General features: G+C 71.7%; 13 protein-coding genes. 5 read left to right on the top strand and 8 right to left on the bottom strand.

Annotated features, from left to right (window positions below):
* Positions 1-55 precede the first annotated feature (55 nt).
* Positions 56-802: a class I SAM-dependent methyltransferase gene (locus J7F03_RS23310; RefSeq protein WP_214952480.1), complete on the top strand. Its 747-nt coding sequence runs from the start codon at positions 56-58 to the stop codon at positions 800-802.
* A complete protein-coding gene (locus J7F03_RS23305) occupies positions 799-1887 on the top strand; it encodes a prenyltransferase/squalene oxidase repeat-containing protein (protein WP_214952478.1) in 1089 nt (362 codons plus the stop codon). The genes J7F03_RS23310 and J7F03_RS23305 overlap by 4 nt, the downstream gene beginning before the upstream one ends.
* 133 nt (positions 1888-2020) lie before the next feature.
* On the opposite strand, the gene J7F03_RS23300 is transcribed toward J7F03_RS23305, so the two are convergent.
* Complete coding sequence (locus J7F03_RS23300; protein WP_214952475.1) at positions 2021-2323, bottom strand: hypothetical protein; 303 nt, start codon at positions 2321-2323, stop codon at positions 2021-2023.
* Between the two features lie 113 nt (positions 2324-2436).
* On the opposite strand from J7F03_RS23300, the gene J7F03_RS23295 reads away from it, so the two are divergent.
* Complete coding sequence (locus J7F03_RS23295) at positions 2437-3078, top strand: hypothetical protein (protein WP_214952472.1); 642 nt, start codon at positions 2437-2439, stop codon at positions 3076-3078.
* 177 nt (positions 3079-3255) lie between these two features.
* A complete protein-coding gene (locus tag J7F03_RS23290; RefSeq protein WP_214952470.1) occupies positions 3256-3684 on the top strand; it encodes a hypothetical protein in 429 nt (142 codons plus the stop codon).
* Here the strand turns inward: J7F03_RS23290 and J7F03_RS23285 are convergent.
* The 7 genes from J7F03_RS23285 to J7F03_RS23255 form a co-directional block, all read right to left on the bottom strand.
* A complete protein-coding gene (locus J7F03_RS23285; RefSeq protein WP_214952468.1) occupies positions 3681-4691 on the bottom strand; it encodes an LLM class F420-dependent oxidoreductase in 1011 nt (336 codons plus the stop codon). The two genes, J7F03_RS23290 and J7F03_RS23285, sit on opposite strands and share 4 nt — an antisense overlap.
* A 136-nt stretch (positions 4692-4827) precedes the next feature.
* A complete protein-coding gene (locus tag J7F03_RS23280) occupies positions 4828-5643 on the bottom strand; it encodes a hypothetical protein (RefSeq protein WP_214952466.1) in 816 nt (271 codons plus the stop codon).
* Between the two features lie 148 nt (positions 5644-5791).
* A complete protein-coding gene (locus J7F03_RS23275; protein ID WP_214952463.1) occupies positions 5792-6787 on the bottom strand; it encodes an N-acetylmuramoyl-L-alanine amidase in 996 nt (331 codons plus the stop codon).
* 188 nt (positions 6788-6975) lie between these two features.
* Positions 6976-7620 (bottom strand): class I SAM-dependent methyltransferase, encoded by a 645-nt coding sequence (locus J7F03_RS23270; RefSeq protein ID WP_214952462.1) that lies wholly within the window; start codon positions 7618-7620, stop codon positions 6976-6978.
* A 123-nt stretch (positions 7621-7743) separates the two neighbouring features.
* Positions 7744-9177: an FG-GAP and VCBS repeat-containing protein gene (locus J7F03_RS23265; RefSeq protein ID WP_214952460.1), complete on the bottom strand. Its 1434-nt coding sequence runs from the start codon at positions 9175-9177 to the stop codon at positions 7744-7746.
* A gap of 242 nt (positions 9178-9419) precedes the next feature.
* On the bottom strand, positions 9420-9866 hold the full coding sequence (locus J7F03_RS23260; protein WP_214952458.1) for a hypothetical protein: 447 nt from the start codon (positions 9864-9866) through the stop codon (positions 9420-9422).
* A 195-nt stretch (positions 9867-10061) separates the two neighbouring features.
* The gene (locus J7F03_RS23255; RefSeq protein ID WP_214952552.1) at positions 10062-16301 is read right to left on the bottom strand and encodes a DNRLRE domain-containing protein; all 6240 of its coding nucleotides are present in this window, start codon (positions 16299-16301) and stop codon (positions 10062-10064) included.
* Positions 16302-16903: 602 nt separating this feature from the next.
* On the opposite strand from J7F03_RS23255, the gene J7F03_RS23250 reads away from it, so the two are divergent.
* Positions 16904-19036, top strand: coding sequence for an acyl-CoA dehydrogenase (locus tag J7F03_RS23250; protein WP_214952456.1), 2133 nt, complete (start codon positions 16904-16906; stop codon positions 19034-19036).
* Positions 19037-19097 lie beyond the last annotated feature (61 nt).

Below are 19097 nucleotides of genomic sequence, written 5' to 3'. Positions count from 1 at the left end.
CCTTCCGTCCGATGCAGTTCCCCTCTCACCCCCGCGACCGCGAAGGCAGGACCACGTGCTGACCGTCGATTTCTCCCGGTTCCCGCTCGCAGCAGGCGACCGCGTACTCGACCTGGGCTGCGGCGCAGGCCGGCACGCCTTCGAGTGCTACCGGCGAGGCGCCCAGGTGGTCGCCCTCGACCGCAACGGCGAGGAGATCCGCGAGGTCGCCAAGTGGTTCGCCGCGATGAAGGAGGCCGGCGAGGCCCCGGCCGGCGCCACCGCCACCGCCATGGAGGGCGACGCCCTCGCGCTGCCCTTCCCCGACGATTCCTTCGACGTCGTCATCATCTCCGAGGTGATGGAGCACATCCCCGACGACAAGGGCGTCCTCGCCGAGATGGTCCGCGTCCTCAAGCCCGGCGGGCGCATCGCCATCACCGTGCCGCGCTACGGCCCCGAGAAGATCTGCTGGGCGCTCTCCGACGCCTACCACGAGGTCGAGGGCGGCCACATCCGCATCTACAAGGCCGAAGAGCTGCTCGGCAAGATGGAGGCCGCCGGCCTCAAGCCGTACGGCACGCACCACGCGCACGGCCTGCACTCGCCGTACTGGTGGCTCAAGTGCGCCTTCGGCGTCGACAACGACAAGGCGCTGCCCGTCAAGGCGTACCACAAGCTCCTGGTCTGGGACATCATGAAGAAGCCCGCGCTCACCCGCCTCGCGGAGCAGGCCCTCAACCCGGTCATCGGCAAGAGCTTCGTCGCCTACGCGACCAAGCCGCACCTGCCCGTGGGCGCGGCCGCGGGCGCCGAGAAGTGAGCTCGCCCGGGCGCACCGCACCCGAGCACCTGGTCCTTGACGGCGTACTGACCGCCGATCAGGCCGCCGCCACGGTCGCGGGGATCCTCGCCGCGCAGCGCGCGGACGGGGCGATCCCGTGGTTCCGCGGCCACCACCTCGACCCGTGGGACCACACCGAGGCCGCCATGGCGCTCGACGCGGCGGGCGAGCACGAGGCCGCCGAGCGGGCGTACGACTGGCTGGTGCGCCACCAGAACGAGGACGGCTCCTGGTTCGCCGCCTACGCGGACCGCGAGGACGGGGTCGACACCCACGAGCCGCAGGACGCGAGCCGGGAGACCAACTTCGTCGCGTACCTCGCCGTCGGCGCCTGGCACCACCACCTGTCCACCGGGGACGACGCGTTCCTCGACCGCATGTGGCCGGCCGTGTACGCGGCCGTGGAGTTCGTCCTGCGGCTCCAGCAGCCCGGCGGCGAGATCGGCTGGAAGCGCGAGCCGTCCGGCGAGCCCGTCCGCGACGCGCTGCTGACCGGGTCCTCCTCCATCCACCAGGCCCTGCGGTGCGCGCTGGCCATCGCCGAGCACCGGGGCGATCCGCAGCCCGACTGGGAGCTGGCCGCGGGCGCGCTGGGGCACGCGATACGTCGCCACCCGGAGCGGTTCCTCGACAAGTCCCACTACTCGATGGACTGGTACTACCCGGTCCTGGGCGGTGCGCTGACCGGTACGGCGGCGAAGGCGCGGATCGAGGAGCGGTGGGAGGAGTTCGTCGTCCCGGACCTGGGCGTGCGGTGCGTACTGCCGAACCCCTGGGTGACGGGCGGGGAGTCCTGCGAACTGGCGCTCGCGCTCTGGGCGACGGGGGAGTCGGACCGGGCGCTGGAGATCCTGCGCTCGATCGGTCACCTGCGGGCCGACAACGGCATGTACTGGACCGGGTACGTCTTCAAGGACCGGGCCGTGTGGCCCGTCGAGCAGACCACCTGGACGGCGGGCTCGCTGCTCCTCGCGGTGGCCGCGCTGGGCGGGGACGAGGCCACGGGCGTCGTCTTCGGCGGGCTGACCCTGCCGGCCGGCCTGGAGCCGGACTGCTGCAACTGAGCACGCCCCGTCCCCCGGTCCGCCGGGGGGCGAGCGGCGGGCCATGCCGGCCGACGGCCAGGGCGTGTTTTAGCGGCACCAGACGTCGCGGGCCGCGCCCTCCGGGCGCCCTCCGCTACGTTTGAAACACGCCCTAGCGGCGGTACAGCCGGCCCGCCACGGCGTGGCCGATGACCAGGTAGGCGACGGCCGCGATGCCGTAGCCGACCACCACCTGGACCCATTCGCGGGTGAAGGTGAACAGGTCGTAGGACCAGCCGGCCAGCCAGCTCGCCGCGTCGTGGATGAAGTCCACCAGGGCGTTGCCCTGGTTGGCGTCCAGCAGGTACAGCAGGATCCACAGGGCGATCACGAAGGCCATGACGTCCGCCACGACCGCAACGGCGCGGCCTGCCTGACTACTTCCTCGGGCGTGTACTCGCGTGTGTGTGGGCATGGTGCGCGTCTTGCCGCCCCTGGGCCGGGTAAACCCGAACGGGTCCCCCAGGTGGCACAGCTGCGTGACCCGGGTCAGGCTGCGGGGGACCCCTGAGTCCCCGGAGGCAACCCGTGTCCCTACCCACCCGAACCGTTCGATTCCGTCGCTCCCTCACGGCGGTTCTGCTGTCCTGCGCGCTGCTGGGCGGTGCCACCGCCTGCGGCTCGGGCGGCAACGACACCGCGAGCAGCCAGAGCGACGAGGTCACGGTGGCCATGGCCGCGTTCGCCGAGGCCGACGCGGCGGCGTCGGCCGAGGACGCGGAGGCGGCCGCCGCCACGCCGTCGGCCAGCAGCACGGAAGAGAAGCAGAAGTTCGCCAAGACGCGCTTCGTCGCCAACGCCGGGCTCGCGGCAGGCGCCACGTACCAGTGGATCGTCAAGCCGTACCGTGCCGGCAAGTTCAAGAAGGGCACCAAGGGCCGCACCTTCGCGCTCATCAAGGCGGGCCTCGCGGGCGCCTTCGCGTACAACCGGCTGAAGGCGGCGAGCGAGAACGCCAAGGGCGACCCGCTGCTGTCGAAGGCCATGGGACCGCTGACGGCCGGCATCGATTCCCTCAAGGGCCTCGGCTCCAAGCTGCGCAAGGGCGACGCCGGCGACGCCGACATCAGTTCCTTCGAGAACGTCATCAAGGGTGTCAAGGACGCCGGACAGAGTGCGGGCGCCACGGTGACCGACAAGGTCCCGAGTGCGGGCGAGCTGACCGGCTGAGCGATCCGCGGGAAGTACGGTACGCGGGCTGCCGGCCGTCCCTGGCCGGCCGCGCCGTCTCCGCGCCCCTGGAGGGCGCCGTGGCGCGGCGGGCTTCCCGGCCCCACCGGGCGCGGCGCACGCCCACGGAAACAGGCCGGACCGGATTGCTCCGGTCCGGCCTGTTTCAATGGGCGGGTGATCGAGTACGTGTTCTTCGCCGGGGCCGCCGCCGGAACCGGCTGGCTGATGCGCCGCAGGCACCGGCAGCGGCTGGCCGGCGGGCCGGTGCCCGGGATCCCGTGCATGGCGCGCGAGCCCGCCGGAGCCGGCCGCTGGCGCAGCGGCCGGGTGTACGCGGAGCAGGGCGCGGCCCGCTGGGTGCCCGGCCGGGGCGAGCCCGTGCTCCTCACCGGCGGCCGGGCCACGGGCGTGCGGGTGCCCTCGGTGAAGGAAGGGATCGCCATCAACCCCGGCTCGCGGATCGTGACCTGTACCTACGAGGGCGGCAGCATCGAGATCGCCGTGATGCCGCTGGACCTGCGGGAACTGATCGCCGACCTGCCGCAAGCGGACCCGGAGCCGGACACCGAGCCCGCCCCCGAGACGCCCCGGGACAGCCCTTAGGAGTTCAGCTCCGCCAGCACCCGCAGGGTGTGCGGGTCCGGGGCGGTCACGAGCAGGTCGGTGACCGGGCCCTTGCGCCACAGTTCGAGGCGCTCCGCGATCCGCTCCCGGGGGCCGACCAGGGAGATCTCGTCGGCGAAGGCGTCGGGAACGGCCATGACCGCCTCCTCCTTGCGCCCGGCGAGGAACAGCTCCTGGATCCGGTGGGCCTCTTCCTCGTAGCCCATCCGGCCCATGAGGTCGGCGTGGAAGTTGCGGGCCGCGTGCCCCATGCCGCCGATGTAGAAGCCGAGCATCGCCTTGACCGGGAGCAGCCCCTCGGCGACGTCGTCGCAGACCTTGGCCCGCGCCATCGGGGCGATCATGAATCCCTCGGGGAGGTCGGTCAGCGAGGCCTGGTAGACGTCGGTGCGGGTCGGCGACCAGTACAGGGGGAGCCAGCCGTCCGCGATGCGGGTGGTCTGGGCGATGTTCTTGGGGCCCTCCGCGCCGAGCAGGACCGGCAGGTCCGCGCGCAGCGGGTGGGTGATGGGCTTGAGCGGCTTGCCGGTCCCGGCGGCGTCGGAGCCCCGGTACGGGTGGCTGTGGAAGCGGCCGTCCAGGGCGACGGGGGCCTCGCGGCGCAGGACTTGGCGGATGACGTCCACGTACTCGCGGGTCGCGGTGAGGGGGCTGGAGGGGAAGGGGCGCCCGTACCAGCCCTCGACCACCTGGGGGCCGGACAGGCCGAGGCCGAGCATCATCCGGCCGCCGGAGAGGTGGTCCAGGGTCAGGGCCTGCATGGCGGTGGCGGTCGGGGTGCGGGCGGCCATCTGTGCGATGGCGGTGCCCAGGCGGATGCGCGAGGTGTGCGCGGCGATCCAGGTGAGCGGGGTGAAGGCGTCCGAGCCCCAGGCCTCGGCGGTCCACACCGAGTCGTAGCCGAGGTTCTCGGCTTCGGCGGCGAGGTCGAGGTGGTCCGGGTTGGGGCCGCGGCCCCAGTAGCCGAGTGCGAGTCCGAGGCGCATGTACGGTCCCCTCCGCGATGCCGGGCGCGATGCCGGGTCAGCCATATCTGACGATGCGTCAGGTGACTGTAGGGCAACGGCCCCCCGCCCGGAAGGGCGGGGGGCCGCTGTGGCTCTGCGCAGGCTCGCGCGCGGGTCAGCCGCGCTGGATGCCCGAGGTGTCGTTCAGGACGCCGCGACGTCCGTCCTGGGTCTGGGCGATCAGCGTGGCCGGACCGCGCTGCTCCACGGCCAGGTACCAGGTGCCCGGTGCGAGCTCCGCGATCGGGTTGGGGCTGCCGTCCTCCGCGAAGAGGGGGCGGGCCACCGGCACCGCGAACCAGAACGGGGTGAAGTCCGCCGCCGGGACCGGACCGGAGTCCTGCGGGGCGGGGGCCGCGCCGGCCTCCGGGGAGCCGCCGTAGGGCGGGACCGGCTGCGGGGCGGCCCCGTACGGCTGCGGCTCCTGGCCGCCCGGGTACCCGTAGCCGGCGTCCGGCTGGGGCTGGCCACCGTACGCCGGGACGGCCGCGACCGCGGGCTTCGGGTCCGGCACCAGCCGGCCGGCGAGCGCGGGGATCTTCTCGCCGAACAGGGTCACGCCGGCCAGCGCCAGGGTCGCGAGGAACGCGATGACCGCGCCCGCGCCCAGGTCGATGCCGCGCGGGCAGGTGATCAGGGCCCACAGCGCGGACCAGGCGGCCGCGACGGCGAGCACGGTGCCCCAGGCCTGGAACGGCAGGCCCAGGAGCTGGCGGCCCGCGGGCTGGAGCCGGGCGGCGACCAGCAGGCCGACCGCGATGAAGGCGAGCAGGAAGATGCTGGGCAGCGCCAGGTGGTACGAGTCGGTGTCCCACACGCTCGGGGTGGAGACACCGGTGGCGGAATAGAAATCGAGGAACGAGGCGATGAACAGCAGCACCGCTGCTCCGATCACCACGCCGTCGCCTCGAGTGAGGGAGCGGATGTTCACGTCTTAGGTGTCCTTCTCGGTCTCGTCGTCTCGTGGTGCCGTGGTCGCACGCCATGACGGAGTGGGCGGGCGGCACCATGGTACGGAGGTCCACCGCGACCGAGAGGGTCGGGGCTGCGGGCCGCCCCGGAAGGCGGTCCCGAGGGGACTACCCGCCGAGGAACCCGACGATACCGTCCGCGATGCCCTGGGCCGCTTTCTGCCGCCACTCCGGACTCGACAGCTGCGCCGCGTCCTTGGCGTCACGCATGTTGCCGCATTCGATGAACACCTTGGGACGGGTCGAGAGGTTCAGCCCGCCGAGATCGTCGCGGACCACCAATCCGGTTCCGCCGCCGAGGTAGTTGGCGGGGGCCGAACCGGTGGTGCGCGCGAAGTTCCCGGCGATCCGCTCGCCGAGCATCCGGGAGGGCTCGACGATCTGCGCGGTGTCCGCGCTCTTGGCCTTGACCTTGGCCGGGAGGATGACGTGGAAGCCGCGGTTGCCGGCCGAGACGCCGTCGGCGTGGACGGAGACGACGGCTTCGGCGCGGGCCTCGTTGCCGATGCGGGCGCGCTCGTCGATGCAGGGGCCGAAGGGGCGCTCGGCGCCCGCCTCGTGGGTGAGGACCACCTTGAGGCCCTTGGCCTCCAGGACGGTGCGCAGACGCCGGGAGACGTCCATGCTGAACTCGGCTTCCATGTAGCCGGAGTTGGTGGTGGTGCCGGTGGTGTCGCACTCCTTGCGGTTGGTGCCGATGTCCACCTGGCGGTTGATCTCGGTGGTGTGCTTGAAGTTGCCGGTGTTGTGGCCGGGGTCGATGACCACGACGCGGCCGGCGAGGGACTTGCCCGCGGCGGTGTTCGTGTCCGTACTCGCGGACGCGCTCGCGCCCGGGGACGCACTGGCGGAACCGCTCGCGGCAGCGCCCGGGCCCGCCGCCGCGGCCGGAGTCTGCGAGACGAGCGGCATCACGATCCGGGGCGGGCGGGAATCGTCGGTCCCGCCCCCGCCGAGCACCTCGGTCAGGACCCACCCCGCGAGGCAGGCCGGGGCGAGCGCGGCGACCGCGACGACCAGGGTGGACCGGCGGACGTACCAGGGCCGGTCCGGGCTGACCGAAGAGGCGGACTCTGGGGGCGGGGGGCTGTCGTCGTAGCGCACCTGGCGATGCTAGACCGGAGGTCGGTCGTACGTACGGACCCTGAGCCATCCGGGGGCGCGGTGCGCTTATATGCCGGGGCCGGCGCGACGCCGTCGATCGCTCTTGGTGACGGCGGTAGCGGTGGCCGCGTGGGCGGCTCCGGCTTCACCCTTCCCCGGGGACGCTTCGCCGATTCCCCGGACCGCGGTCAGATGCCTTCGGCGACGCGGCGCAGGACGCGGAGGGAGTCCGTCACCGAGATCTCCTCGAAGGCGCCCGAGGCCAGGGCGCGCAGGTAGATGCGGTACGGGGCCTGGCCGCCGTCGGCCGGGTCGGGGAACACGTCGTGGATCACCAGCGTGCCGCCGACGGCGACGTGCGGGGCCCAGCCCTCGTAGTCGCCCGTGGCGTGCTCGTCGGTGTGCCCGCCGTCGATGAAGACGAGGCCGAGCTTGCCGCCCCAGGCGGCGGCGACCTGCGGGGAGCGGCCGACGATCGCGATGACGTGGTCCTCCAGGCCGGCCCGGTGCAGGGTGCGGCGGAAGGTCGGCAGGGTGTCCATCAGGCCGATCTCCGGGTCCACGACCGTCGGGTCGTGGTACTCCCAGCCGGGCTGCTGCTCCTCGCTGCCGCGGTGGTGGTCGACGGTCAGCGCGCTGACCCCGGCCTCGCGGGCGGCGTCGGCGAGCAGGATGGTGGAGCGGCCGCAGTAGGTCCCGACCTCCAGCAGCGGCAGCCCGAGCCGTCCCGCGTCGGCGGCGGCCGCGTACAGGGCGAGGCCCTCCCCGGCGGGCATGAACCCCTTGGCGGCCTCGAAGGCGGCGAGGGTCTCCGGCTTGGGGGTGGCGGCCATGGTTCCTCCGGCGGTGAGCTGGTATTCGGCGGCCCATGCTGCCCTACCGCCGGGTAGCGGTCCATGCCGGGGCCCTGTGGTTCCCGAGGGGTGCCCGCGTTCGTACGGGCACCCCCGCGGTGGTCAGTGGTCGAAGTGGGCGCCGAAGGCGAGCCCGCCCATCGGGGTCAGGCCGACCTCGGCGGGGAGGATCATCCGGGAGCCGGTTCCGCCGACCTTCGCCCCGCTGGACGGCAGGTAGGTGACGGAGCCGGCGTTGACGCCGTCCGCGTCGGACGCGCCGACGATCAGGTCCGCCTTGCCGTCCTTGTTGGCATCCGTCAGCTTGACCTTGACGCCGAACTGCTCGGCCCGCCGGGCGTCGCCGGGGACCCCCGCGGAGTTGCGGGTCAGCCCCACCACGCCGGTGCTGGTGACGAGGCCGGACGCCGATCCACGGAACAGGTGGACCCCTCCGGCGAGATCGGCCGTGTCGAGGGACTCTCCGTAGGATCCGACCGCCACGTCCTGGTACCCGTCGCCGTCGACGTCGCCGAGCGCGACGGAGACGCCGAAGCCGTCGCCCTGCTCGTCCGCGCCGGGCACTCCGGGCGTGTCCTGGTCGACGGCGACCGGCGTCGCGGACGGCCCGGCGGCCGAGCCGTAGGAGACGAGGATCTGGCCGCCCTTGGCCCCGTACCTGTTGCCGATGACGACGTCGCCGTACCCGTCGCCGTTGATGTCCCCGACGGCCGGGGCGTTTCCGGGCCCGACGGGCTTCGCGTCGGCCGGGAGGAGGCCGGTGGGGCTGCCGGGCACGAAGTGGTTCAGGCTGTTCGCGGTGCCGGCCAGCACCAGGTCGTCACGGCCGTCGCCGTTGACGTCCCCGGCCGCGATGCCTGCGAGGGACGTCGTGAGGCGCAAGCCCAGCTGGGTCTTGGCGGGCGCGGCCTGCGTGCCGGACTTCGCGAGGTTCTTGAAGGTGTAGAGCGTGCTGTTCACGTTCGCGTTGGCCGAGGCGGCCACGACGAGCTCGTCCTTGCCGTCCCCGTCGAAGTCGCCGGCGGCGAGCTTCGCGCCCCACGTGCGCCGGTTCTGGGGGGTCTGAGTGGCGAGCTTGTCGGGGTCGGCGAGCGCGACGCCGGTGGTCAGGCCGTCCTTGGACCCCCACACGACGGTGAGCAGGCCGGCGAGGTCGTCCTCGCCGTGTGCCGTCACGGCCAGGTCGGAGAAGCCGTCGCCGTCGAAGTCGCCGACCGCGCTGACGCCGCCGAAGCCGTCGCCGTCCTCCGGAGCACCGGGAATGCCGGGCGAGGCCTGGGTGAGCAGCTGGCGCTTGGCCGCCGTCACCCCGGCGGTGGACCCGTAGAGCACGACCGCCTGGCCGGCCGCCCGCACCTCGCCGACCTTCGCGTTCGGCGTGCCCACGACCATGTCGGCGAAGCCGTCGCCGTTGAAGTCGGCCTTCGGGGCGGGGATGGGGGCCGCGGCCGCCGTCCCCGCAGGCAGGAGCAGGCCGCCGCCGGTGACGGCGGCCACGGTGAGGGTGGCGAGGGTGTTCCGCAGGTACGGGCGCATGTACGGTCCTTCGGCTCAGCAGGGAGTTCGCTGGGGTAGACCGGCCGTGCCGTCGAATGGTTGTACGCGGTGTGGCCGGATGTACATGAAGATCCGGCGCGATCCAGTGCTCCGTTCCGCGCCCGCGCCGCGCCTCAAGTACCGCCGGGGCCGGGGGCGTCGCACTCGAACCACACCATCGGGACCGGTGCGTGCGGCTGGGCCCGGCCGGCCGTCGGCGGGTCCTTCGGTGTGTCCGGCACTCAGAGGTGCCAGAGTGCGAAAACGGCCGCGAAGAAGGCCACCGCCGACACCGGTACCACCCACGGCGTCCTACCGGACTCCCGGGCGGAGCGGGACCAACGCGCGAGGAGACGGGCGTTGAGCAGACCCGCGGCGAGGCAGTAGACCACCCAGAGGGGCTCGAAGAGCCAGGCGGGTGACTCGAAGTAGAAGTTGTAGCCGAGGAGCCACGAGTCGATCCGGGCCAGGGCGAGGAACAGGACCACGACCAGCAACCAGGGCATGGACAGGATCACCGCGAGGTGGCGGGCCGGCCACCACTCTGCGACCAGCCCGGTGCCGCCGGCCGCGGCCCACAGCGCGAACACAGCGAAAAGGCCCAGGTATGCCCGTGACACCGGCTCGCGCCAGGCGGATATCACCGTTCCTTTGACCCGGACGGGCACGATTCTGTTGACGGGTTTCATCGGGTACCCAGCCTCGTAATGTCGGTGAATCCAGAAGATGAAGCATATGAAGACGGGGGTGGTGCGCAGTATGTGCACACCACCCCCGTGAAGGGCGTCGTCTTTCGGCGCTCCTCAGTCGTACTCGTGAAGCGGTTGTCGGAATGCCGCGGTCAGAAAGCGACCGTCAGGCAGACGCAGGCCATCGGAAACCGGTTACCAGAGGATCCGGTTCAGGTTGCTGGCCAGCCTCTGCCAAGTGCTGCCCGCACCCCGCTTGTACATCCAGCCCGGGATCCAGCGGTCGGCCAAGGTGTTGCCTTCTGTGTGGCCGTGGACGTTGAGGTAGAGGTAGCCCCACCTTCCGCCGGTCCACCACTTGGTGATCCAGAACTCGACGTAGGAGTTCCGGCCGTAGACGACGCTGCCGGGGGCGGCCCAGAGCAGGAGGTAGGTGGAGCCGATGTAACCCACGCGGACGTTGAAGTTGATGACTCCGAAGCCGGCAATGGTGTCGCGCAGGGGCATGTACTGCCAGTAGTAGGAGACGCGGCCGGCGCGACCGGACAGGGGGAAGATCTTGCCGAAGTAGTTCATCCAGTAGCTGAAGACGCCCTGCGGCGTCGCGTTCCCGGAGCCGATGAAGAACGTGAAGCTGTAGTCCAGCAGGCCCGTCGTGTCCCAGCAGTTGACCGGGTCGCCCGAGCAGTACGCGTAGGCGTTGGCGCCGCCCTTGGGGTCCGCGTCCCGGGTCAGGAAGCGGCCGGTGGTCGGGTCGTACAGGCGCACGCCCATCAAGGTGAGGCCGCCGACGTTCTCGCTGGAGCGCTGCTTGCCGCCCAGCCAGTCGTAGCGGGTGTCCGCCTGTCCGGCACGCGGGTTGCCGTACTCGTCGGTGCTGATCGCCACCGGCGGCTGGGCCGAGTCCAGCGGGAGCTGGAGGGCCACGTCACCGTGGATGTTCGTCAGCTGGAGCACCGTGCCGCCCGTGGCGGTGGTGGTCGCGGCGAAGTCGCCGGGGGCCGAGTTCACGATGCGGGTGACGGTGCCCGCCCCGTCCTCCACGATCCAGCTCGGGCTGTCGCCGTCCGCCGAGTAGTGGTTGAGCTTGGACGCCGTCTGGGCCCATGAGCCGGAGGTGTTGCGTTCCACCGTCCACGAGCGGAAGCGCATGGAGGCGTCGAGCTCCCAGGTCTGGCGCTGATTGCCCGTGGTCTGCTGGCGGACCAGGTCGTTGGCGTAGTAGCCGATCGTGGAGCCGGGCAGGGTCGTGGTGCGGCCGAGGGTGTCGTAGGCGTAGCCGCTGTCGGTCAGCCGGTCGGCGCTGTCGTAGGTGTGGGTGACGGAGGTGCCGCCCGCGGCCGGGCAGGGCGCGCCGGGGGCGCCGGTCGCGCTGGTCTGTCCGGTCCGGTTGCTCCGGCTGTCGAAGGAGTAGGTGCGGGTGGTGCAGCCGTCCACGGAGTCGTCCCGGACGGACGTCAGGCGGCCGAGGCCGTCGTAGCCGTAGTCCTGCGAGGTCAGGCCCGAGTGCTCCAGGACCTGGCCGTGGATGGAACGGGTCACGCTGTCGGACAGGACGGCCGCGCCGTCGCTGGTGCGGGTGTACTCGCGCAGGAGGACACCGCCCGCCGGGTCGCGGCGCTGGGTGAGCGAGTAGCCGCCCGGGAGGGTCTCGGACACGACGCCGCCGTCGGCGTCGTACGCGACCTTGAAGGTGCCCGCCACCGAGTCGGTGGTCTGTGTGACCACACCGCGCGGCTCGGCCGCGTGGTCGTAGGTGTACGTCACCGAGGACGGGACGGAGTCGGTCTCCTTGACCGCGCGGTCGAGGAGGTCGTACTGGCTCGTGCTGACCCCGCCGTCCGCGTCGGTGTAGGAGACGACGCGGCCGAGCTTGTCGTAGGCGGTGGTGATCGTGCCGGCCGTGGGGGAGACCGTCTTGACGGCCCGCCCGGTGACCGGGTCGTACTCGGTCCGGGTCTCCGGCACGGCCGTGCCGAGGCCGCCGGTGATCTTCACGCCGGTCTGCCGGCTCGCGGCGTCGTACGTCTTCTCGGTGATCCGGGTCTGTGCGCCGACGGTCTCCGTGGACTTCGTCGGGTTGCCCCAGAAGTCGTACTCGGCGCCCACGGAGGGCCGCTCGCTCGGGTTGGTGCCGCCGCCGGTGATCGCGCCGGCGGGACGGGTGACGCAGGGACGGTCGGCCCATTCGGGGCGGCCCTTGCACTCGCCGGTACCGGTCGCCGACCAGTACGTGGTGAGCTGGGTGGTCGCGGCCTGGCCGCCACCGCCGGGGAGCGTCTCGCTGGTCGCCCGGCCCTGGTCGTCGTACTCGGTGGTCTCGACGAGCGCGACACCACCCGGGTCCTCGACCGTCTTGGTCTTCAGGCCCTTCACCCAGTCGTAGGTGTGCTCGGTGGTCCGCGGCTCCGCCATCAGGGACGGGTGGGCCAGGAGCTGGGCGCCGATCGAGACGCGGGTGATCTGGTTCTCCACCGTGGCGGAGCCGTCCGTGGGACGGCCCTCGTCGTAGGTGTTCGTCGTCCAGTTGCGCGCCACGACGGACTCGCCGGCCGCCACCAGGGTGGTCCCGCCGGAGGTCAGCGGCTGGGCGAGGGTGACCCTGCGCAGCGGGGCGAAGGCCTCGAGGCCCCGGGTCCCGGTGCTGTCGTACACCGTGCGGGCCGAGAGCAGTTCGGCGCGCTCCGCGGACGGCAGGTTCTGGATGCCCAGGTCGGCGAGGGCGGCCTGGTCGGACGCGCTGATGCCGAGGGCCAGTTCACGGTTGGCGGCGGACAGGCTGTGGACCGCGTTGCCGTACCGGTCGTACTCCTTGGTGGTGATGTGCCCGCCGGGTGCGGCGGAGTTCACCTCGCGCCCGGATGCGTCCGTGTACATGAGCGCGGCACGCGTGTAGTTCGACGCGGAGAGCTGGGCGCCGTCGCTGGAGGAAGGCACGCTGTCCGCCGGGAAGATGGCGGTGGCGTCGGTGACCAGCTGCTGCTGGCCCCAGGCCTGCACGTCGCCCGGACCCATCTGGTACGGGGCCTTCGTGCCGGTCAGCGGCACGTCGTAGACGATGGTGGTGGCGGAGGTGCCCTCCTCCACGTCGACCGTGCCCTGCTTCAGGCCGGGGCGCGACAGCTTCAGCAGCATGCCCTCACCGGAGGCGGCGCTGTTGCCGGCCTTGCCGTAGGTGAAGGTGTAGGGCAGCTCCGACTGCGACTTCAGCGAGGTGACGCGGCCCGCGGAGTCGTAGTCGTACTCGGCCATGGTGGACTGCGCCAGGTTGGGGTTCCACTGCTGGCGGAGTCGTCCGGTGCTGTCGTAGCGGTACGTGGACACCTGCTTGGAGGTGGCCGCTGTCGCGCCGGGCTCGGTGGACCACAGCTTGATTTCCTTGACCTGGTCCGCGAAGTCACCGAACGCGAGGGGCGTGGCCGTCGTGCTGGTGGCGTACGTGAACTCGATGACCCGGCAGCCCTTGGTGGCCGGGGTCGTGGCGCAGGTCGTCAGCGGGACCGCGGAGGTCGAACCGACCAGCAGCTTCGGGCGCGACAGCTTCTTGCCGCCGATGGTCACCGTCTCGGCGATCACCTTGGTTTCGCTGCCGGCCAGGCCTTCCTGCTCGGAGGTCGTCGCGGGCCAGGTGAGCTGGGCCGGGTCCTGCTTGGCGAACTCGGTGACGTGGCCGCCGTTGTCCTTCAGGGAGAAGGTGCCGGTGAAGGAGCCGGTGAGCGTCAGCTCCTCGGATCCGGGCTCGGCCTTCCAGCCGCCGCCCGCGACGGAGGTGAAACCGATCTCCAGTCCTCCGAGGGTGACCAGCGCGAGCGAGGTCTCGGAGGTCTTGCGGACGTGCAGCCAGGAGCTATTGCCGTCCAGCGCGGTGCCCGACAGCCACTCCTTGCCGAAGATCGGCACCGTCTCCGCGGCCGCCTGCGTACGGCCCCGGGACGCGGCGCTGCGGGAGACCGTCAGGCCGTAGGCGCTGGCGTCGGTGGCCGACACGACGTAGTCGCCGGTCAGCATGTTCAGCACACCCGGGCCCATGGTCTGGGTCGGGGCGGTGCCCGCGTTGCGGTCCACGGTCAGGGTGCGTGCGGGGGAGTTCGCCGTCTGGGCGCCGACGTTGAAGACCGAGCGGACCGAGACGGGACCGTCCTCGAGCAGCGTGTCGGTGATGTTCCACGTCAGCGCCTCGGGGCGGCCCTGCGGCGAGGCCAGGGGCCAGGACGCCACGGCGGAGCCGTCGGCGGCCTTGCGGACATCGGCGACCGGCACGTTCTGCCAGGCGTCGGTGTCACTGCGCCGGTACTCGTAGGTGACCCCGGTGTAGGTGGCCTGGCCCTCCGCGGCGAGAACGCTGCGGCGTGCGGTGCGGTCGCCCTCCGAGGGGGAGGTCAGAGCGGCGCCCGTACCGGCGGCGAAGGGGTACGAGGTCTCGACCGAGAGGTTGGCCGCCTTGTCCCGGGTCCGTACCCGCACGGTGTGCTGGCCGGCGCCGAAGGTCAGCTGCTCGGTGACGGCAGCCGTCGTGGAGAGGGTCGTCCAGGGCGCGCCGTCCAGCGAGTACTGGATGTCGCGGACGTCGGAGCCGGGGGGAGTGAAGGTGAACCCGCCGGAGAGCTTGCCGTCCGCGTCCGGGGTGCCGGACCAGGCATCACGGGGAAAGGCCGCCGAGGCGATGCCGGTCGCGGCCGGGGCGGTGGTGTCGACGGTGAAGGTCTTCCACGCCGACCAGCCGAGGTTGTAGTGGGTGCCGTCGTACGGGCTGGTGCGGAACTTGTACGTCTTGCCGTTGACCAGAAGCCCTGCGGGGACGGTCACCGAGGCGACCTGACCGGAGGGGACGAAGGAGGACCGCAGTACGTCTCCGACCTGGGTGTCGGTCGCGGAGTCGAAGATCTGGTACGCGCCCTGCACCTTGTCACCGTTCGCGTCGACGAAGGTGTCGCGCAGGGTGGGGGTCACGGTGTTGACCGTGTAGGCGCCGTCGTAGGAGAAGAACGGCGGGCCGGCCTCCTGGTTGGTGCCGGTGCGCGGCCGGTAGTTGTAGGTGACCGTGAGCTTGGGGACGTTGCTCGCGGCGTTGGCGGAGTTGACCCGCTTCCACTGCTTGGTGTTGTTCTCGTCCGTGGCCCGCAGGCCCATGCTGGAGAACGTCCACTTGTTGTTGGCCCAGTGCTGGACCAGGCTCGTGACGTCCGCGTTGATCCAGCCGTCGGGGGCCGACGTGCAGGCGGGGTTGCCCTTGGTCTCGGTCGACGTGGCCATCTTGGTGACCATCGCCGGCTGGTTGGTCCAGCGGGAGGCGGTGGTGGGGCCGTTGGCGGTCCACACCTCCCAGGGCTGGGCGGAGCAGTCGGTGTTGCCCGAGTGGAAGTCCCACAGCGACAACTTCGCGTCCGAGATGAGCGCGTCCGCAACCGGTGCCGTGTTCCAGGTGATGAAGGAGCGCGCGGTGCGGTACGTGCCGTTGGCGTTCTTCGTGCCCGGGTTGCCGAGGTCCAGCTCGGTGTCGTTGGACCAGTCGACCGTCTCGCCCTGCTGGACGTAGGTGTCGAACAGGTTGCCCAAGGCCGAGGTGGACGGGTCGACCGTCACCGGATACTTCGTCGCCGCGTCCGCGAGGAAATCCGCGTCCGGGGTGACGACCAGGTCGACGCCGTCCTTGGTCTTGACGACCTTCAGACCGACCTTCGCCCGCCGGGTGTGCTCGCCGGAGGCCGCATCGACGGTCGCGTCCCACATGACCGGGGCGGGCATCGTCGCCGTCTTCTTCGACTTCTTGTCGGTGAACAGCACACTGCCGTCCGCCTGCTGCTCGACCTTCAGACCCTTGGTCTTCAGCGGCAGCGTGTAGGAGAAGCCGGCTGCCGGCTTCGCCTTGACCTCGACGAACTGCTCGAACCCGGTACGCGTCGCCTCGACGACCACGTCCGCACCCGGCACCGCGTCCGTGTAGGTCGCCCGGGTGCCGTCCAGCTTCGGCGCGGGCAGTCCGCCACGCCACTGCAGCGTGATCGCCTCGTCGCCCTGGCCCAGCGTCACCAGGTCGCTGCCGGCCGTCGATTGGGCCGCGGCCAGCGACTGGGCCTTCGTCCCCGTCTTCCCGGACAGCCGCAGCCCCTGCGGGTGCGCCTTGGACACGATCGACCCGTCGGGTGCCGGGGTGAGGTCGACATCCACATCACGCCACTGGCCCGTGGCGTCCTTGAAGCGGATCGGGCCCGCCGCGACCTCGGAGGTCAGCGAACCATCCTTGTTCACCCACGTCGTCGACGTCTCCGTCCGCTCCGACAGGGCCTCGACCCGCTTGCCCGACAGACGGGCGGCCACACGGGCCGAGGGTATGTCCGCGGCGGATGTGGCGGCTGCCGCCTCGGGCGTCCCGGCGTGCGGCTGCTGGGTAGCGGCGAGGGCGGTTTCGGAGCCTTGGAGCCCCGACACCGCCATCACCAGAGCCAGGCCGGCGGCAGTGGCGCCGAACCGCGCCGCACCACCGGTCAATTGGCGGAAACGCCATATGGGCGTCCCCGGTCTCTTATGAAAATCCATAATCCCCCCAGGGAATTCATGTAATTGCTCGGCCGAAATCGGCGCGGCACCGGAGAAAAGTACCCGCTCCATCCAGGGCTAAATGGACCTAGAACAGCCGAAGTCGTTCTCCAAGTTGATCAAGAGTTATCGAAAAGTGAGCAACCGTCAAAAATGTCATGGCCACCACATTTAATGGAGCGAAAACCGGACAGTACTGCCCCGCCTTTCCTGCATTCCGAACGTGAACTGGCTTCACGTCGAGGCAGGTTCGATTGGCTGGTCGGTTCGGCCGACCGCGGGGGACTTCCGCGGGGCCCCGGCCGTGCGGGCCCGTGGCGCCAGGGGGCGGCGGCTCACCCTCCGTGGACCATCAAGGCCCGATCCCGCATCGGCCGGCCGCGGACGGTGCACCCCGCGAGGCGCGGCGGTCGCACCGGGCGCGGCCGAAGCGAGAACACGTTGCAGTTCTGCGCCTTCTGACCTTCCGTCAGAATGGAACGTGTTCTACTCTGCCGCGCATGGGCATCGGAATCACACAGGAACAGCGGGAGTTGGCCGAGGCCGTGCGCGGCTGGGTCGCTCGGGCCGTGCCGCCCGAGGAAGTGCGCAAACTCCTCGACACCCCGCCGCAGACCGGTTCGCGCCCCGCATACTGGGACGCCCTCGCCGCCTCCGGGCTGCTGGAGCCGCACCTGGACGGCGGGACCCTGCTCGACCTCGCCGTCGCCTTGGAGGAGGCCGCCCGGGCGGCGCTGCCCGGGGCGTACCTGCCGAGCGCGCTGGCCTCCGTACTCCTGGACCGGGCCGGCGCCGAGCCGCTCGACGGGCGGGTCGGGGCGGTCGCGCTCGGGCCCGGGGACCTGACCGCGGTGGCCGTCGAGGGCGGGTACCTGCTCGACGGGAGCGCGCCGCCGGTGCTGGGCGCGGGCGAGGCCGACCTCGTGCTGCTCGCCGCCGAGACCGCGCACGGCACCCGCTGGTTCGCCGTCGACGCCGTCGCACTGGACGTCCGCACCCACGACAGCGCCGACCCGACCCGCCCCACCGCCGAAGTCCAGGCCCGCGGGGTCACCGCCGGGCCCGACCGGCTGCTGGAGCTCGACGCCGGGCTCGTACGGGACCTCGCGTGCGTGCTCTTCGCCGCCGACGCCTGCGGCACCGCCGCCTGGGCGCTGCACACCGCGGCCGAGTACGCGAAGGTGCGCGAGCAGTTCGGCCGGCCCATCGGGCAGTTCCAGGGGATCAAGCACCTGTGCGCAGACATGCTGGTCCGCGTGGAACAGGCCCGGGCCCTGGTCTGGGACGCCGCCCAGGCCACGGAGGAGCCGGCCGAAGTGCGCTCGCTGGTGGCCGCGCTGGCCGCCGGCACCGCGCTGGACGCCGCGTACTCCTGCGCCAAGGACTGCGTCCAGGTGCTCGGCGGCATCGGCTTCACCTGGGAGCACGACGCGCACATCTACCTGCGCAGGGCGCTCGTCGCGCGCCAGCTCCTCGGGCCCGGCGACGGGCACCGGGTCCGGGCCGTGCGGCTCGCCGCCGCCGGAGCCCGGCGCGAACTGCGCCTCGAACTGCCCGCGCAGGCCGAGGCCCACCGCGCGAAGGCCCGTACCGCCATCGAGGACGCGCGCGGCCTCGACCCCGCCACCGCCCGCCGGGTGCTGGCACCCACCGGGTACGCGGCCCCGTACCTGCCGGCCCCCTACGGGCTCGGCGCCGGGCCCGTCGAACAGCTCGTCGTGCAGCAGGAACTGGGGGCCGCCGGCGTCAAGGTCGCCGACCTCGGCATCGCCACCTGGGTCGTGCCCTCGCTGCTGGCCTACGGGACCCCCGAGCAGCAGGAGCGCTTCCTGCTGCCGACGCTGCGCGGGGACATCACCTGGTGCCAGCTCTTCTCCGAGCCGGGCGCGGGCTCCGACCTCGCCTCGCTGCGGACCAAGGCGGAGCGGGCGGCATCCGGGGACGGGGCCTGGATCGTGAACGGGCAGAAGGTGTGGACGAGTTCCGCCCACAGCGCCGACTACGGCATCCTCCTCGCGCGGACCGATCCGGACGCCCCCAAGCACAAGGGCCTCGGCTACTTCATCGTGGACATGAAGACCCCCGGGATCGACATCCGGCCGCTGAAGGAGATCACCGGCGAGGCCCTCTTCAACGAGGTCTACTTCGACGACGTCACCCTTCCGGCGGACGCGCTCGTCGGGTTGCCCGACGGCGGGTGGAAGGTCGCCCGCAACACGCTCGGCAACGAACGCGTCCACATGGCCGACCAGATGACCTTCGACACCGGCCTGGAGGCACTGCTCGCCAACTCCGCCGAACTCGACAGCGGATACCGGGTCCGGATCGGGGCGCTGGCCGCCGAGGCGCACGCGCTGGCCTGCATCGGGCTCCGCACCACGCTCCAGCAGGTCTCCGGCCTGGAGCCGGGCGCGGGAGCTTCCGTACGCAAGCTCGTACAGACCCCGCACCAGCAGCGGACCGCCGAGCTCGCGCTCGAACTGCTGGGCCCGGCGGGCGCGGTGAGCGAGGGGGCGGGGAAGCGGGCGGTGCACGGGATGCTCATGTCCCGCTGCCTGACCATCGCCGGAGGCACCACACAGGTCCAGCTCAACGTCGTGGCCGAGCGCATCCTCGGCCTTCCCAGGGACTGACCGAAGCAGATCGAATCAGATCAAAACAGATCGAAGCATTGAATCGAAGCGTCGGATCGAA

This window comes from Streptomyces sp. ISL-43 (assembly GCF_018614195.1).
GTDB lineage: Bacteria > Actinomycetota > Actinomycetes > Streptomycetales > Streptomycetaceae > Streptomyces.
The sequence above is the reverse complement of the archived record's forward strand: the minus strand, read 5'-3'. Positions and strand labels throughout refer to the sequence as shown.

Coding starts and splice junctions, on each gene's coding strand:
- J7F03_RS23270 (WP_214952462.1), bottom strand. CDS start 7,620: ATGGCCGCCACCCCCAAGCCGGAGACCCTCGCCGCCTTCGAGGCCGCC.
- J7F03_RS23300 (WP_214952475.1), bottom strand. CDS start 2,323: ATGCCCACACACACGCGAGTACACGCCCGAGGAAGTAGTCAGGCAGGC.
- J7F03_RS23260 (WP_214952458.1), bottom strand. CDS start 9,866: ATGAAACCCGTCAACAGAATCGTGCCCGTCCGGGTCAAAGGAACGGTG.
- J7F03_RS23250 (WP_214952456.1), top strand. CDS start 16,904: ATGGGCATCGGAATCACACAGGAACAGCGGGAGTTGGCCGAGGCCGTG.
- J7F03_RS23255 (WP_214952552.1), bottom strand. CDS start 16,301: ATGGCGGTGTCGGGGCTCCAAGGCTCCGAAACCGCCCTCGCCGCTACC.
- J7F03_RS23265 (WP_214952460.1), bottom strand. CDS start 9,177: ATGCGCCCGTACCTGCGGAACACCCTCGCCACCCTCACCGTGGCCGCC.
- J7F03_RS23285 (WP_214952468.1), bottom strand. CDS start 4,691: ATGCGCCTCGGACTCGCACTCGGCTACTGGGGCCGCGGCCCCAACCCG.